Annotated in this window: 12 protein-coding genes and 1 pseudogene; all 13 read left to right on the top strand. The window is 52.6% G+C overall.

Going from position 1 to position 16,934, the window contains the following annotated elements:
- Nucleotides 1-94: 94 nt before the first annotated feature.
- The 13 genes and pseudogenes from KQI79_RS20725 (at nt 95) to KQI79_RS20665 (ending at nt 16,863) form a co-directional block, all read left to right on the top strand.
- Complete coding sequence (locus KQI79_RS20725; protein WP_230192630.1) at nt 95-1,090, top strand: ABC transporter permease; 996 nt, start codon at nt 95-97, stop codon at nt 1,088-1,090.
- Nucleotides 1,091-1,099: 9 nt separating this feature from the next.
- Nucleotides 1,100-1,972 carry a carbohydrate ABC transporter permease gene (locus KQI79_RS27755; protein ID WP_216540209.1) on the top strand — a complete coding sequence of 291 codons (873 nt, stop codon included), beginning with the start codon at nt 1,100-1,102 and terminating at the stop codon, nt 1,970-1,972.
- Nucleotides 1,973-2,005: 33 nt separating this feature from the next.
- Complete coding sequence (locus tag KQI79_RS20715) at nt 2,006-3,595, top strand: type 2 periplasmic-binding domain-containing protein (RefSeq protein WP_216540208.1); 1,590 nt, start codon at nt 2,006-2,008, stop codon at nt 3,593-3,595.
- Nucleotides 3,596-3,603: 8 nt separating this feature from the next.
- Nucleotides 3,604-5,619, top strand: a complete 2,016-nt coding sequence (locus tag KQI79_RS20710) for a heparinase II/III family protein (RefSeq protein ID WP_216540207.1) — start codon at nt 3,604-3,606, stop codon at nt 5,617-5,619.
- A gap of 13 nt (nt 5,620-5,632) precedes the next feature.
- Entirely contained in the window at nt 5,633-9,541 is a 3,909-nt protein-coding gene (locus KQI79_RS20705) for a discoidin domain-containing protein (RefSeq protein ID WP_216540206.1), read from the top strand.
- Nucleotides 9,542-9,558: 17 nt separating this feature from the next.
- Nucleotides 9,559-10,968: a sulfatase family protein gene (locus tag KQI79_RS20700; RefSeq protein ID WP_253298298.1), complete on the top strand. Its 1,410-nt coding sequence runs from the start codon at nt 9,559-9,561 to the stop codon at nt 10,966-10,968.
- Between the two features lie 497 nt (nt 10,969-11,465).
- Complete coding sequence (locus KQI79_RS20695; protein WP_216540204.1) at nt 11,466-12,965, top strand: DUF3604 domain-containing protein; 1,500 nt, start codon at nt 11,466-11,468, stop codon at nt 12,963-12,965.
- A 396-nt stretch (nt 12,966-13,361) separates the two neighbouring features.
- A complete protein-coding gene (locus KQI79_RS20690; RefSeq protein WP_367398219.1) occupies nt 13,362-13,664 on the top strand; it encodes a TGS domain-containing protein in 303 nt (100 codons plus the stop codon).
- Nucleotides 13,619-14,155 (top strand): annotated as a pseudogene (locus tag KQI79_RS20685) (His/Gly/Thr/Pro-type tRNA ligase C-terminal domain-containing protein); the annotation flags it as partial. The gene KQI79_RS20690 and the pseudogene KQI79_RS20685, both read left to right, overlap by 46 nt.
- A gap of 123 nt (nt 14,156-14,278) precedes the next feature.
- The gene (locus KQI79_RS20680; RefSeq protein ID WP_216540202.1) at nt 14,279-14,596 is read left to right on the top strand and encodes an ArsR/SmtB family transcription factor; all 318 of its coding nucleotides are present in this window, start codon (nt 14,279-14,281) and stop codon (nt 14,594-14,596) included.
- A gap of 116 nt (nt 14,597-14,712) precedes the next feature.
- Nucleotides 14,713-15,210: an SRPBCC family protein gene (locus tag KQI79_RS20675; RefSeq protein WP_216540201.1), complete on the top strand. Its 498-nt coding sequence runs from the start codon at nt 14,713-14,715 to the stop codon at nt 15,208-15,210.
- Between the two features lie 30 nt (nt 15,211-15,240).
- Nucleotides 15,241-16,041: an alpha/beta fold hydrolase gene (locus tag KQI79_RS20670; RefSeq protein ID WP_216540200.1), complete on the top strand. Its 801-nt coding sequence runs from the start codon at nt 15,241-15,243 to the stop codon at nt 16,039-16,041.
- 186 nt (nt 16,042-16,227) lie between these two features.
- Nucleotides 16,228-16,863, top strand: a complete 636-nt coding sequence (locus tag KQI79_RS20665) for a DUF2306 domain-containing protein (RefSeq protein WP_216540199.1) — start codon at nt 16,228-16,230, stop codon at nt 16,861-16,863.
- Nucleotides 16,864-16,934 lie beyond the last annotated feature (71 nt).

The following is a 16,934-nucleotide window of genomic DNA, read 5'->3' as shown; positions in this document are numbered from 1 at the left end:
ATTTTCGACATATACCTTTCGCGGCATCTTGGGTACGATTCGGGTAAGGCAGAGCAAAGAACGATCAGCCATATCAAACTGCAGGAGGTGAGACATGAATATGAGCAATATCGCCGCTCCCGCCAAACCCGCGAAATTCAAAAGGGGAAAAAAGGCGAAGCCGAAACGGGACGTGAAAGCGTATTTCATTGAACTGAAAAAAGATATATACAGAGACCGCATACTATACTATTTGCTCATACCGTTCCTGCTCTGGTTCCTGATTTTTAAATATTTTCCGATGTGGGGCATCCAAATCGCCTTTAAAGACTTCAGCTTATTTAAAGGCATTGCCGCCAGCGAATGGATCGGGTTCGAGTACTTTACCGAGTTTATTGGAAGCGAATACTTTATGAGAGTATTCACCAACACCGTCATCATTAGCTTATACGGCCTAATCATTTGTTTTCCGGCACAAATTATATTAGCCATCATGATTAGCGAAGTGACGCGGCAAGGCTTCAAGAAAATAGTGCAAACGCTTACTTACTTGCCTCATTTCGTATCGGTCGTGGTCATCGCCGGGATCGTTACCACCTTCCTGGCGCCGGAAAGCGGGTTGATCAACCTTATTCTGGAAAAGTTCGGAATGGAGAAAATTTATTTTCTAACCAATCCCGATTATTTCCGGGGAATCTATACCGTCATGAACCTGTGGAAAGAAACGGGGTTCGCTTCCATCGTCTTTATCGCGGCGATTGCCGGGATCGATACGCAGCTGTACGAAGCGGCCAAAATGGATGGGGCGAGCAAGTTCAAACAGATTATGCATGTTACGCTGCCGGGCATCCTGCCTACCATTGTGGTGATGTTCATTATGAAGATCGGCAGCTTGCTGAGCGTCGGCTACGAGACGATTATTCTGCTCTATCAGCCGGCAACTTACGAGAAAGCGGATGTCATCAGCACCTATGTGTACCGTTCGGGGCTTGTCGACGGCAGATACGACTTTGCGACCGCCGTAGGTTTGTTCAACTCCATCGTAGCTTTGGTTCTGGTCATTGCTGCGAACAAGATTAGCAAGAAAGTAACGGATGCAGGCTTATGGTAGGTGATGAGAGTGATTGAATCCAGAGGAGAGAAAATATTTAAAGTCATTAACAATATTTTGTTGGCGTTGATGGCGATCGCGGCGCTGTACCCGTTCATTTACGTGTTATCCGCTTCCATCAGCATGCCGTATAACGTCGTGACGGGCAAGGTGCTTCTGTTTCCCAAAGGCTTTACCTTCGACGCTTACAAACAGGTATTAGGGAATCCGGAAATCTGGTTGGCATATGCCAACACGATCTTCTATACCGTCGCCGGGACGGCGGTCTCGATGTTCTTCACCATTTGCGGCGCATACGCGTTGTCGAAGAGCCGGTTGCGAGGAAGGAAATGGTTTACGATCTTCGTCACGTTGACGCTATGGTTCGATGCCGGCATGATTCCGTTCTATCTGACGCTGAGAGATTTGGGACTGTTAAATACGCGGACGGGCATAGTGATCGCTTTCGCGTGCAATGCCTTCAAAGTGATCCTGCTGCGCACGAGCTTCGAGGCGATTCCGGCCGAATTGGAAGAATCGGTGAAAGTGGACGGCGGCAATGACTTGCAAGTGTTGATCAAAGTGTTCTTGCCGCTGGTGAAGCCCGCTTTGGCGACGGTCGGTTTATTCTACGCGATCGAGAAATGGAACGGCTACTTCTGGTCGATGATCATGCTGAAAGATATGGACAAAATTCCGCTTCAAGTTTTATTGAAAAAAATGATCGTCGAAAACGACCTGCAATCGGAATTTGCGGCAGCGTTGGATTTTACGTCCACCGTATCGGCAGAAACCGTCACTTATGCTACAATCGTAGTCTCGATTATACCGATCGTGCTTGTCTATCCGTATATTCAGAAATATTTTATTAAAGGCATGTTGGTAGGAGCCGTCAAAGGCTAAATATACAAAATTAAAATGCGGGGTGTACGTCTCATGAGATGGAAAAAAATCGTTAGTCTATTCGCGGCAACAACAGTTTTGGCGGGGGTTCTGGCAGGTTGTTCGACAGGGTCGAAGGATGCCGGTCCGGCTCAAGCCGATCCGGCGCCGCAAGGGCAAGAAAGCGAAAATCCGTACCTGGCTTCGGAGAAGCAGCTGAAATTAACGGTACATATGGGGACGAAAGATTCGGGCGTATTTAAAAACGATTGGCCGATCTTCGTGAAAGCGGCGGATATGACCAACGTAACGCTGGAAGGAACGCTGCCGAATACGGTTTCCGACTTCAGCGAAACGTTCAGCATCGTTATGGCGTCGGGTTCGCTGCCGGATATTATGCAAGCGCTGTCCAAGGATTTCCTGCAATACGGTCCGGAGGGAGCGTTCCTGCCGCTCAACGATTTGATCGACGAGCATGCTCCTCATCTGAAGAAATTTATGGAGGACAATCCGGATGTGCGAAGCGCGGCTTCCGACAACGAAGGAACGATATGGTTCATTCCGTTTATCGCCGATGGGGAAGCTGAGAAAGGCTGGTTTATCCGCAAGGATTGGCTGGAGAAATTGGGACTGGACGAGCCGAAAACGGTGGACGAACTGCATGATGTGTTGACGGCGTTCGTGACGCAAGATCCGAACGGCAATAACAAGAAGGACGAGGTTGGATTTTTCCACCGCAATACGTCGATCGGCATTGAAGGCCTCATGGCGCTCTGGAATGCATATCCGGACTACCGGGCATTCGACAATAAAGTGATCTACGGACCGCTCGAGCCGGAATACGGCGTTGCGATGGAAAATATGGCGAAGTGGTATAAAGAAGGACTCATCGATAAAGAGATTTTCACTCGCGGAAGCAAGGCGAGAGATATTCTGCTTGCGGATAACGTAGGCGGTTTGACGCATGATTTCTTCGCTTCGACGGGCAATTACAACGAACAGCTTGAAAGCAAAATTCCGGGCTTCCGCTTCGATCCGATGCTGCCGCCGGCGGACGTAGACGGTGTCGTGAAAGAGCCTTCCAAGCGGGACCGCGCCAAAAATTACGGCTGGGGCATCGCGCACAGCAATCCGGATCCGGTTGCCACGATCAAATATTTTGATTTCTGGTTTACCGAAGAAGGCAGACGGATGGCGAATTTCGGCATCGAAGGCGATACGTACACGATGGTAGACGGCAAGCCGATCTTCACCGATAAAGTATTGAAGTCCGACAAAGCGCCTGTCGACGTCATTCGCGAGACGGGAGCCCAATCCAACTTCGGCTTCCAGCAAGATTACTTCTACGAAGAGCAATGGACGCTGCCTTTGGCAACGGAAGGCATTAACGCGTATAAAGAAAAGAATGTATTTATGGAGAAATACCCTGTTCTGAAATTTACGAATGAAGAGCAGAAGGAAATTCAGAAAATTCTCCCGAAAGTCGACACGTATATTGTGGAAACGAGACAGCAATGGATTCTTGGAGCGAAGCCGGTGGATCATGCGGCATTTGTGAAAGAACTCGAGAAGCTCGGCGCTCGCCGGTTGGTGGAAATTAACCAGGCCGCTTACGACCGGTATATGGCGGAAATGAACCAATAGAGGAACAAGTGAACGGGCTGCAGAACGATCAGGCGCTGCAGCCTTTCCGCCTCGAAGGAGAAACGAAGATGAATATACAAGCTTTGTTGAAAGAGCCGATCCCGACGGGCGAGTTGTTGGCCAACCTGCGATCGCGATTGGAGCCGATAGCGGCGAAGAGCAAGTATATTGCGGACAACATGCCGGAGCTCGTGCAAGCGACGATTGCCAGTGCGGAGGAAGCGTACCGGGGAATGCTCAAGCTTCCGGGCACGGGTGGCGTGCGCGAATTCGTCGGCAATCCGCCTTGCTGGCTGGAACGCAGGCATAATGACAACGAGTTTCTGTGGCAGCTGAACCGCATGACGCATTGGCAGGATCTGCTGGAAGCCTATTCTTTAACACGGGATGAGAAATACGGGCGCAAAGTTATTGAAGAAATGTTGGATTGGATCGCAACGGTCGAGATTCGGGAAGAGATGATCGATTATCCGATTGAATATTTCTCGCAATGCCATCCGCTAAGGGCGTTGGAACTCGGCATTCGCAATTACAAGACGTGGCCGCTCGTACTGGAGCATCTGGGACATACGGAGTTGTTTACCGAAGATGTGTTGGAGCGGTACCTATGGGCCGTGCACATGCAGATCCGAATGTTGCGCAAGGTCTCGCCGATCCTGTGGCCGAAGGCGGATCATAATCATTTTCTGATGGAATGCTTGGGCATTCTGACGACGGCGCTATATTTCCCGGAGCTGCGGGAGGCGGAGGAATGGAAAGCTTTCGCGATCGACGGGATCGAACGATGCGCCTTGGCTCAGCTGACCGAAGACGGCGGACAAATCGAAGGCTGTCCTTCTTATCACAATGGCTGCATGTTCTGGTTCGGCCTTGCCGTCGTGCTGGCCAAGCGGTTCCAGTTCGAGTTCTCGGACCGGTATATGGAGCTGCTGCGCACCAATTTGGACTATTCCATCTATTCGTTGCGGCCGACCGGGAAATGCGTACCTGTGGGCGATTCCCATGCGAATCATCTGGCCGTGATGGGCGGGGTATACGGCTATTTGGCGTTGGGCGATATGACATGGCTCGGGCTTGCAACGAACTTGATCGATATGCGCGAGATCATGAGCGAGGCTAGCAAACATGTGTGGCGCGCATTGGATGTGCGGCGGTTCTATGAAGATTTGAAGGGGCTGCAAGGCAAGTACTACGAATGCGATAAATTGACGACGTTCTGGAACCGGACCTTGCATCAAGCGATTATTCGCAGCGGCTGGGATGCGGAGGCGCTCAGCTTTCTGTTCGCATGCAGAAGCCCGGTGCAGAACTTCCATGCCCATATCGATCTGATGAGCTTCGATTTTACCGCGCTTGGGAAAAATATGGTCTGCGATCCCGGCATTTTCTGCTATCGGGAGGATGAAGACCGCAGGAAATTCAAGAGCGCCAACTATCATTCCACACTCCTGATCGATGAGAGGGACCATTTCGAATATTTGGGTTCGTTCGCCTACGGTCCGCAGAAAATCGGAGAAATTTACAATGTGGAAGACAGGGGCTTTTATCAAATCGCAAGCGCTTACCATTTGAATTACGAGCCGATTGTCCATCACCGCCATATAGCATTGGTCGATCGCCGGTTCGTCGTCATTGCGGATCGGGTGGAAGGGCTGGAGCGGAGCGGAGTGCAGCGGTACTTCCATTTGGATTTTACGGAGGTAGAGATCGCGGCGGATGCTGTCGTCGCTGCGAGCGATATTGCCAATTTGGGTATTTATACGGAGCCGCGGGGTGAGGCGGATCTGCTGCCCGGCCGGCTGTCCGACGTCAACGATGTGGCGAGAGCGTCCACAAGAGTGCGATTCCAAGGGACTTACAGCGGTACGGTTACTTTTGTGACGGTGCTTGCGCCATATAAAGGGGGACAAGCCCCGGCCGTATCGATTCGGCCATTCGCCGACGGCTATTATGAATTGGACTGCGGCGAACATTATGAGGTCACGGTCAAGGAGAGGGATATGACCATTCGTAAACCGATTTGAGAGGAGCGACTAGATGATGAATGCAAGGGGAAAATGGTTTCGACGCATCAGTTTGCTGTTAAGCATGGCCATAGGTTTGAGCGGAGTGGCGGGCGACATGCCGGCGAGGGCAGCGGCATCCGATATTTCCGTTTATTTGGTGCAAGATTTCGAGCAATATAGCCAGACCGGCGCGCCGCCAAGCGGAATGGAAATGACCGGCATCGCGGACGTGAAAAAGTCGAGCGGCGCGCTTCGGAACGAGCATACGGTCCCGAACGGGACCAGCGTCGCGCTGCGGATCGAAGAATCCGCAGCGGATCAGCCGGATGTCGGCCTTGCCAAACGGTTCGGAACGGATGACTTGACGGGCGAGATCATCTTCGATTTCGATATCAAGTCGCTGGACTCTAACGGAAGTAAATTTTTCGAAATAAAGGACAGTGCCAATAAAGGGATTACGCTTGGCAATTTGGGAGCCGACGGCGTACTGAAAGTGGAAGGCGGCAAAGTGCCGTTGAATGTGAATCAATGGAACAGGCTATCGTTCGCGATCGACTTCGGAGCGGATGCGCAAACGGTATCGGTCTATGTAGACGGCGTCAAGAAGATCGATTCGGTATTGTTGAAAAATAGCAACGGGGCGACGGGGATCAACTATTTGCGGGTTCGGGCGAAACGGATTTCGCAAGCCGACCTGACGCCGGGCGCCGCCGGCGACAAAAGCTTCACGACGCTGCTGGACAATATGCGGGTGTATTCCGGCACAGAGCTGAAGACGATGGAACAATTGCAGGCGATCAACAAGCCCGATTCGTTGATGGATTTCGACAACGATCTCGGTATCTCCGTGCAGGATCGGCTTGCCGGATCATTGGCGATGGTCGTGGGCAGCCGGAACGCGCTGATGAACAATGTAAAGACGGCGGGGGCGATCGACGAGCCGAACATACCGAGGAAAGTCGACGGAACGATCGTCGTGCCGCTTCGATTTGTCGGCCGATCCTTGGGCGTTGACGTGGAAGTCCATGGGCAGAGCGCGCGTGTCAAAACAAAAGGACAGAACGTTACGGTAACGAAGAATCATGCGGTTATAGGCGGCGAAGTGCGCCCTGATTCCCATATCGAGTTTACCCCCGACGATGTCATGGTTCCTGTGGACATGGCGGGAACGATCTTGCAGAAGCAGGTATACACGGACTATAAAGGCAGAGGACTTATCGTGATCGGCGATAGCGCCATGCCGTTCGACGATGCGTTCGACAAAGCGGATGAGAGCGTCAAACCGCAGGATAACGAGAAGTTTTATATCGAAGAAGCGATCAAGGAGATCGTCTACGACCGGCCGACCGGAGACGAAGCGATGGCCCGGCTGAAGAGCAAAGATGCGGCCCATCCGAGAATACTGGCAACTTCGTCCGACTTTGACCGCGTCAAATCGCTGATTCAGTCGGGGGAAGCGACGATCGGCAAATGGTATCAGGATATTCAGAAGCAAGGCGAGAAGCATCTCAGCATGGCGCTGCCTACGGACGATCTGCCGGACGGCAGAAGGATGATCGGCTCCAGACAAGTGGGACCGCTCGTGATCAATCTAGGGATGCTCTATCATCTGAGCGACGATCCTGCCAAGAAAGAACAATATAAGCAGCGGATCTGGGACGAAGTCTATACGGTATCGCAGTTCCCGAATTGGAACGAAGAGAACGAATTTTTGAACACGGCCGAATTTATGGAAGGCCTCGCAATCGCGTACGATTGGCTGTACGATGCCTGGACGCCGGAGCAGCGGCAAATGCTCGAGGACGCCATCGTCGCGAAGGGGCTGGTGAAGACGTTAGAGGCGTACAACAAAAATGTATGGTGGATTCACACCTACCCGAGAACGAATAACTGGAATGCGGTATGCAACGGGGCTTCCGTGCTCGCCTTGATGGCGATCGGGGATGTGGACAAGGAAATCGTCTTGCCGTCCGGCGAGCGAGTGACGATGGAGCAATTCGGCGGCAAAATATTGGATGTTGCGTTCAATGCGCTTGAGGATTTTATTTTGCTGGAGTTCACTCCGGACGGAGCATGGGCGGAAGGCCCGAGTTATTGGAAATATACGCTGGAATACATTGTTCGCTTCATCTCTTCGCTGGAAACGGCGCTGGGCACGAGCTACGGTTACGACCAAACGCCAGGACTGAGCAAGACGGCGTACTTCCCGACCTATTTGAGCGGAGCGGTAGGCTCGCTGAACTACGGGGATGCCTCGAACAACAAGGTGATCGCTGCCGAAGAATTATGGATCGCGAAGAAATACGGAGATCGTTTGTTAGCCTCCGTACATTTGGACAATAAAATCAAGTACAGAAACGCCGGCACCGAATTCGAAATGCTCTGGTACGAGCCGGATGCTTACCTTCCCGGTCAAACGTTGGAATTGGACCAATACTTCAGCGGGACGGAAGTCGCGACATTCCGCAGCAAATGGGACGATCCCAACACCGGCTTCCTCGGGTTGAAGGCGGGCAATAATGTAGTCAGCCACGGGCATTACGATCTGGGAAGCTTCGTTTTTGAAGCGCTCGGCCAGCAATGGGCGATCGATCTGGGCAAGGACGATTACAATCTGCCGGGCTATTCGAATTACGAGAAGGAACGTTTGACTTACTACCGTTTGAATCCGGAGGGGCATAACACATTAGTGATCAATTCCGACGGCGGGGCGCAGCAAAATATTAAAGCATTCGCCAAAATCGAGAAGACGGAAAGCAAGCCGCTTGGCGGATTTGCGATCGCCAATTTGACGGAGGCGTACAACAAGCATGTCTCCTCGGCGAAGCGGGGCGTCATGCTCGCCTCGAACCGTACGAGAGCGACGATTCAGGACGAGGTTTCCTTCTTGAACCCGTCGACCGCTTACTGGTTTATGCATACGGAAGCCGATATTCAAGTCAGCGAGGACGGAAAGTCGGCGATGTTCACCAAAGGCGGAGAGAAGTTGTGGGTCGGCCTGGATAGCGATGTCCGCGATGCGTCGGGGCATCCGATTGAGGCGAAATTCGGCGTGATGGACGCCAAGCCGCTGCCGGAATCGCCCAATCCGCCCAAGCAGCATCAGAACGATGGCATCCGCAAGCTGTTCGTCAAATTGGATGAAGCGAAGGAGATGCGGCTGACGGTAACGTTGATTCCGATCGTCGGAGCGATCGAGGATACGGACACTTCGTTCACCGGCGTTCCGCTCGACCAGTGGAGCATTGCGGACGGCGAGTTGACCGTACCCGTCCTGCAAAGCGTCAGCATCGACGGCGAGCCTTTGGCCGGTTTTGATGAGCAGACGTTCAGCTATGACATTCTGCTGCCGCTTGACCGTACGAACGTGCCCGTCGTACAAGCGGTCTACGATGATGCGATGTACGAAGTGCAGGCCTTTCCTGCGGACGACGTTCCCGGCATCGCGAAGCTGATCGTCTCTTCGCGGCAAAGTCCCGAGATCAAGAGCGTGTACCATTTCAACTTCAAATTAACGCCGCTTGACGGGGAAGAGGAGCGTTTGGCCGAACTGCCGATTGCGGCCGTTTCCGCCAGCGGCTCGCAAGCCGACCAGGGAAATACGGAAGATAAAGCGATTGACGGCGATTTCAATACGTACTGGGGAGCGGAAGGCGATCAGTGGATCATGCTCGATCTCGGGGAAGCGACAGCCGTGAACAGCGTCGGCATCGCCTTTATTCGCGGGAACGAGCGGAGCTTCAAATTCGAGATCGAAACTTCGCCGGACGGAGAAACCTGGTACAAGGCGTTTGCGGGGACAAGCAGCGGCGAAAGCCTGGATATTGAAAAAACGTATTTGAGACAACATGAGGCGCGATATGTCCGCATTACCGGCCACGGCAACAGCGTGAATCAGTGGAACTCCTATGCCGAGGTTCGCGTCTATCAGTTGCAATGAGAAGGATGGTAGATCAAATGAATCAGCCTAACATTCTATTCATCATGTCCGACGATCACGCTTCGCATGCGATTGGCAGTTACGGCAGTGCAATCAATCGGACGCCGAATATCGACCGCATTGCGGAGAACGGGATTCGCTTCGACAATTGCTTCTGCACGAATTCGATTTGCGCGCCGAGCCGGGCAACGATCTTGACAGGAGTCTATAACCATATCAACGGCGTCAAGACGCTCGACGACGACATCGACGGGACGATGATGAATTTTCCCAAGCTGTTGCAGCAAGCGGGTTACGCCACGGCGATCATCGGCAAATGGCATTTGGGCCATGGCGGCAATTCCGATCCGACCGGCTTCGATTATTGGAACGTGCTGCCGGACCAAGGAGACTATTTCGACCCGGAATTTATCGAGATGGGGGAAACGAAGAAGATTGGCGGCTATGTGACGGATGTGATTACCGATATGTCCGCCAATTGGATCCGCCGCCGCGACAAGACGAAGCCGTTCCTGCTGATGTGCCATCATAAAGCGCCGCATCGCCCGTGGCTGCCTTCGCCCAAGTACGCCGACCTGTACGAGGATGTCGACATTCCCGAGCCCGTCACGTTCCACGACGACTACGGCACGCGGGCGGAGGCCGCCCGCGCCGCCAGAATGCGGATCGACCGGGATTTACTGCCCAAGGACGTCAAAGGGGAGCCGCCGGCGGGAAGCGCGCCGGAGCAGATCAAAAGCTGGAATTATCAGCGATATATCAAAGATTATCTCCGCTGCGTCGCTTCGATCGACGAGAGCGTCGGCGTTCTGCTCGATACGTTGGAAGCGGAGGGCATTTGGGACAATACCATTGTCGTATACACTTCCGACCAAGGCTTTTTCCTCGGAGACCACGGCTGGTTCGACAAGCGCTTTATGTATGAGGAATCGTTGCGGATGCCCTTGCTCATTCAATATCCGAAAGAGATTCGGGCAGGCATCGTCAACAAGGATATGGTGCTGAACGTGGACTTCGCGGCAACGTTTCTCGATGCCGCAGGAGCAACGATTCCGGCCGGGATGCAGGGCCGAAGTTTCCGCCCGATCTGGAAGGGCGAGACGCCGGACGATTGGCGCAAGTCCATGTATTACCGTTACTGGATGCATCTCGATAAGGAGCATTCCGTCTATTCCCATTACGGCATCCGCACGCATGAGTACAAGCTGATTTATTATTATGCGGACGCACTAGGGACGACGGGTTCACTCGACGAGCGCCGGCAGCCGGAATGGGAGCTGTTCGATCTGAAGAACGATCCCTACGAGATGAACAATGTTTACCATGATACCGCCTATGCGGGCGTGATCGACAGCCTGAAGCGGGAACTGGCCGCGCTGCAGCTTGCTGTGGAAGACGAGCCTTATGAAGGTGAGTATGAGGGTTGAGTGAATGCATGAATCGACAACTCCGATCCTAGCTCGAGTAATGTAAATGCATGCCAAATCCAATGGCGTTGCGTTCATTTTTAACCGGGTTTGGATGATGAATCAGCATAGGCATGACAAATGTAGCCGAAATATCATACAAAACGAGCGGCGTGTGAATGCAGTCCGGCGAATATGATCGAAATTTCATACACAATGAGCGATTTGAGCCCTGATCCTGCAAAGGTGGGACGAAATATCATACAAAACGATCGGCGCATGAGTTGAGTCCTTCGATTATGTTCGAGATTTCATACAAAAGTCGCGGTTTGTGATGCCAAAACCGGATTTCGTTTCATCATTGCATTTATTTTGTCGCAGGTCCGCGGCGACGTCCGTTGCAACGGGAACGGGGAGCGACTGCGCTGCGCAAAGCAAAACTACCGGTACACGAGATGGCACAAACAGGGGCTTGGCATTGGGAAGGCTTTTAGAAGAGTTAAAGGAGAGTATCATAGATGAAACTGTTCTGGGGAGACCTGCATAATCATTGCGGTATTACTTACGGATTCGGGGCGCTGGAAAACGCGTTGGAGGCGGCGAGAGGACAACTCGATTTTTGCGCGATTATCGGCCACGCGATGTGGCCGGATATACCGGAGCGGACCGAGGAGACGGCGTTCCTCGTCGATTTCCACAAGGAAGGGTTTGCGAAATTGCAGGCGGATTGGGAAGCCGTCCGTGCCAAAGTCCGGGAAGCGAATATTCCGCATGAATTCGTGACGTTTCAAGGGTACGAGATTCATTCCAGCGAATTCGGGGATCATCATATTGTATCGCCGAGCGACGAACTTCCGCTCGTCTACGCGGCTTCTCCGCAGGAGCTCGCCGAGAAGCTCGCGGCTTACGGGGCGATTGCCGTTCCGCATCATATCGGGTATACGCCCGGCTATCGCGGGACGAATTGGGACGCCTTCCGTTCCGATCTATCGCCAATCGTCGAGGTGTTCTCCAAGCATGGCTCCGGCATGTCGGACGGAAGCGCCTATCCTTACTATCATACGATGGGGCCGAGAGACTCGCGCAATACGGTGTTTGCGGGGTTGCGCCAAGGCAAGAAATTCAGTTTTGCCGGTTCGACCGACCATCATGCCGGCTATCCGGGATCGTACGGCGACGGGCGCGTAGCGGTATGGGCGGAGGAGAAAACGCGCGAATCGATCTGGGAAGCGATCAAGGCCGGCCGCACCTATGCGGTTACGGGGGACAAGATCGAATGCCGGTTTACGTTGAACGGGGCCTTCATGGGCAGCGAGGTCGAAGTCGCAGGCGTCAGGAAACTGGTATTGGATTCGGTATGTGCTGACTATATCGACAAAATTACGGTATTTAGAAACGCGAAGCCATGGCAAGTTGTCGCGGGGGACAACATCTCGTCAGCCTTGCGCGGCGTCGCCCGGAAATACAAGATCAGAGTGGAATTGGGGTGGGGCGAGTCGAAGCAAGGCTATCGCTGGAAGGCGGAAGCCGGGGTGAGAAACGGCAGGCTGCTCGGCGCGGACAGCTGCTTCCGCGGCCAAAGCGTGCTCGCGCCCGAGCCCGGCATGAGGCAGAATCCGGACATCAATAAGCTCGATAATCGGATCGTGGAGCGCACTGAGCATTCCCTCGCCTGGACCTGTACGACGTTCCAGAATCCGTCGACGCTCCATCCCGCTACGGCGGCGGTCGTGCTGGAGGTGGAGGGAGACGAGGCGACTACGCTTGTCGTGGAGGCGAACGGAATTCGCATGGAAACCAGTGTGGCCGAACTGCTGGAGGGGTCGCGTTCTACGCATGTGAAACCGTACAGTTCGGAGGCGATCCTGATTCACCGCGCCGTACCGGAAACGGCTTACCGCGTTCATCTGGAATGGAACGATACGGAGCGGGAACAGGATACGGATGCGTATCATGTGGAAATACGCCAAGCCAACCATCAGTTTGCTTGGATTTCGCCTATTTTTGTTAGGTCGTAGTACGCTGCGCAAGGACAAAGACAAGGATAAGGACATCCGTGGAGGGTGTCCTTGTTCCTTTCGTTCCTTTCGCTATCCCCCTCGTGTTTCGCCCATTGGAATCTATACAACGGAAATTCCTGTTAGATTGGCTCAAGGGGCTTTTCATTGGAATTTATCCAATGAAATCCTCCTAAATTCGGCCGAAAGGCGATAATTGGGGAGGTCCATTGGATGTTTTCCAATGGAGGTGTGCCTGAATTCCTAAAACTGTAAACTTCATTGGATGTTTTCCAACGGACAAGGAAAGACGTGAAAGGAAAACCGGATCTGCGCTCGCAGACACGCAAGTGAAATCCTTCCAAATGGCATAGGGTGGAACCACGAGCTGAACGCACTCGTCCCTTGGCGGATGAGATGTGTTTTTTTGCGTTCAAAAATAATCGTGGAGGGATAGAGATGTCAACAGTTCAGGTTACTTTGCCGGATGGAAGCGTAAGGGAGTATCCTGTCGGCACGACCGTCGAGCAAATCGCGGAATCGATCAGTCCGGGATTGAAGAAGAATGCCGTCGCCGGCAAAATCGACGGGAAACCGGCCGATTTGAGCCGTCCCGTCGAACAGGAAAGCTATATCGAAATCGTTACGCTGGATTCCAAAGACGGACTGGAGGTATACAGGCACAGCACAGCGCATTTAATGGCTCAAGCGACGCCTTGAAGCGCAGTTGGCAATGCGGAACGATCCAGCTCGATTTCCAAATGCCCGAGAAATCCGACCTGTCCTATATCGGCGAGGACAACCAGAAGCATCGGCCTGTCGTGATCCATCGCGCGGCGTACGGTTCGGTCGACCGGTTTATCGGCATTTTGATAGAGCATTTCACCGGCGCTTTCCCGTTATGGATCGCACCGGTCCAAGTGAATCTTCTTCCAGTTTCGGACAAATATATCGATTACGCCTTGCAAGTGAAGCAAATGTTGGAAGGCAAGGGAATTCGAACCGAAGTGGATGACCGCAGCGAAAAGCTCGGTTACAAAATTCGTGAAGCCCAACTTGAAAAGTTGCCGTATATGTTCGTATTGGGCGAGAATGAGAAAAATTCCGGGACGGTTTCCGTGCGTAAGCGCGGCGCAGGGGATCTGGGCGCGAAGGAGCCTGCGGAAATCATCCAAGCTCTGGAAGAGGAAATTCGTGCGAAAAAACATTGATATAGAAGACGTAACATGTAAGCACCCTGACCGTAGTGTTCGGGGCGCTTTATTTTTTGCCGTGTGAAAAAATGATTTATATATATTGACATATATATATATGTGTGTGTGTATATTGTGAGTATGAACAGTCAAACAATTCAACCGAAACTTTTCGCGATCACCGAGCCGAACCGCTTTAATATTTTGCAAATATTGAAGGAGGGACCGAGTTCCGTAAGCGAAATCGTGGGGAAATTAGGAATCAGTCAGCCCCATGTCTCCAGGCATTTGCGCATTCTGGCAGAACTAGGCATCGTCCGCGTTCAGAAGAAGGCGCAGCTGCGAATTTACAGTCTCGAGGCGCAGCCGTTTCAAGAAATCAACGCCTGGCTTCAATCGTTCAGTCAGGTGTGGGATGACAGGATGGACAACCTCGAAGAGTATTTGAATAAAATGTGAGAAAGGAGAAGCGTCGTTTTTGACGAACGGTTTGATCTCAAGAATATGGAAGCGTTACGAGCAGATTTGGCGAGAACGGCTGGATAGGCTGGAACAGCGCTTGGAAAGGATGAGACGTGACTAGTAAAACGATCATTACGAAACGGCCGGAAACGCGCGAACTGATCGTCGAACGGACGCTTACCGCTCCGCCGGAGAAGGTATGGCGCGCCTGGACCGAGCCTAAACATATCGCGCAATGGTGGGGTCCGAAGCATTGGACGGCAGTCGTTCACGAGATGGAAGTACGCCCCGGCGGGCTGTGGCGGTATGAATTAAGACCGGATGAAGGCAACGGCGAAATCGCGCGATGCGTTGCGACGTATCGCGAAGTCCAAGCGCCGAAGCTGCTTGCATTTATCCATCGGTTCGCCGACGGAAACTGGAAGCCCGTCGAAGGCAGCGAGATGGATACGGTCGTTACATTCGACCAAGACGGGGCCCGAACGGTCTTGAAGATTACGACCCGCTTTGCGAATGTCGAGGATCTCGAGAACGCGGAAGCGCTCGGCATGGTTGAAGGCATGGCCGAAACGCTGGAACGGCTTGCCGTCAAATTACATAACGAAGGTTAATATGAAGGTTAATATAAGGAGGAGAAATAAATGCAAACAGTCGTTTCCAAAGACGGCACTTCGATCGCTTACGAAAAAACGGGAAGCGGTCCGGCCATCATTCTGGTCGGTACCACCGCTTCGGACCATCATGATCTCGACGGCTTGGCCGGGCTGCTCTCAGAGCATTTTACGGTCTACAACTACGATCGGCGCGGCCGCGGGGGAAGCGGCGATACGATGCCTTACGCTCCGGCGCGCGAAATTGAAGACGTCGAAGCATTGCTTGACGCGATCGGAGAGAAAGCTTCTCTTGTCAGTGGCTCCGCAGGCTGCGTTCTCGCGTTGGATATAGCAACAGCGCTCGGCGGGAAGATCGATAAGCTCTTCCTCTACGAGCCTTCCTTTATCGTCGACGACAGCCGGCCGCCGGTACCGGCCGATTATGTCGAACATGTGACGGTATTGGTCCAATCCGGCAAGCGCAGCGAAGCCGTCGAATATTTCATGACCGCGGCTGTCGGCGTTCCGGCCGAATACATTGAGCCGATGAAGGCCGACCCGTCATGGGAGTTGATGGTGAAGTATGCGCACACTCTCGCGTATGACGGCATGATCGTACAAGGAACCCAAGACGGCAAGCCGCTGCCTCGCGACCGCTGGCGTTTTGACGCTCCTGCCGCCGTGGCGGTCGGCGCGAACAGCCCGCCGTTCTTCCACGAGGGCGCCAAAGCGCTAACCGAATTGCTGCCTAGCTGTACGTATATGGCTTTAGAGGGCTTGGACCATAGCGCATTCTGGATGTCGCCCGATAAAGTGACGGAAGCGATACGCGAATTTTTTGCCAATTAACGGCGCCGATATATCGGCATCGGTTCCGAATAAAACCGCATTCGCTTTCGGTTCGCAGGGCGATCTTCTTTCATAAGAAGGTCGCTCTTTTTCATATTTTATATTTTATTTAGAATTCATTTAGAGGTCATTTAGACTTGAAGTCTATGATGATAGATATCGAATAAAATAAGGGGTGAACCGTACGTGACATCGTATAAAAAATGGTGGTGGTTATTGGTCATCGTCTCTTTGGGCGTGACGATTCCTTTTGCCGCCCCCTATTTTACATTGAATCCGGCCTTAAGCCGCGTGCCCGTTGCGTCGACAGCCATACATTTTCCTTTATTGATCGCTCATATTATGTTTGCTTGCCTTGCCCTGGTATCTGGTTTCTTCCAATTTATCGATCGCATTCGCACGAAGTCGCCCAACGTTCATCGTTATCTCGGAAGGGTTTATGTCGGCAGCGTCTTTTTGAGCGGATTGTGCGCTTTGGCAATCGTCGTCTATATAGAAAACTTCACAAAAGCAATTTCTTTTCTCGCTTTATCGCTTATATGGTTGTTTACTTGTTGGAAAGGATATCGCGCCGCCGTTCGGAAGTCATTCGACGAACATCGCAAATGGATGATCCGCAGTTTCGGCGTAACGCTGGCGGCCGTTAGCGGGCGCGTTGCGGTGCCCGTATTGCTGCTAATCTATTTTGCATTGCATGGATTAACCTTGCCTGAAGGAAGAGAAAAAATGATTGAAGAAGCATTGAATGTCAATATTTGGGCCGCTCTCTTGCTTAATTTCATGATCGTCGAATGGAAGCTGCTCGCATCCAAGCGTAAATGAAGCGCAAGAAGACAGGTCAGCCGGGAAGCGTCCGCCCGTGCCCGTGCTCCCCGGCGATACGGTCTTGCAAA

Source organism: Paenibacillus sp. MSJ-34, from assembly GCF_018918005.1.
Lineage (GTDB): Bacteria > Bacillota > Bacilli > Paenibacillales > Paenibacillaceae > MSJ-34.
This window is presented reverse-complemented; position numbering and strand designations above follow the sequence as displayed.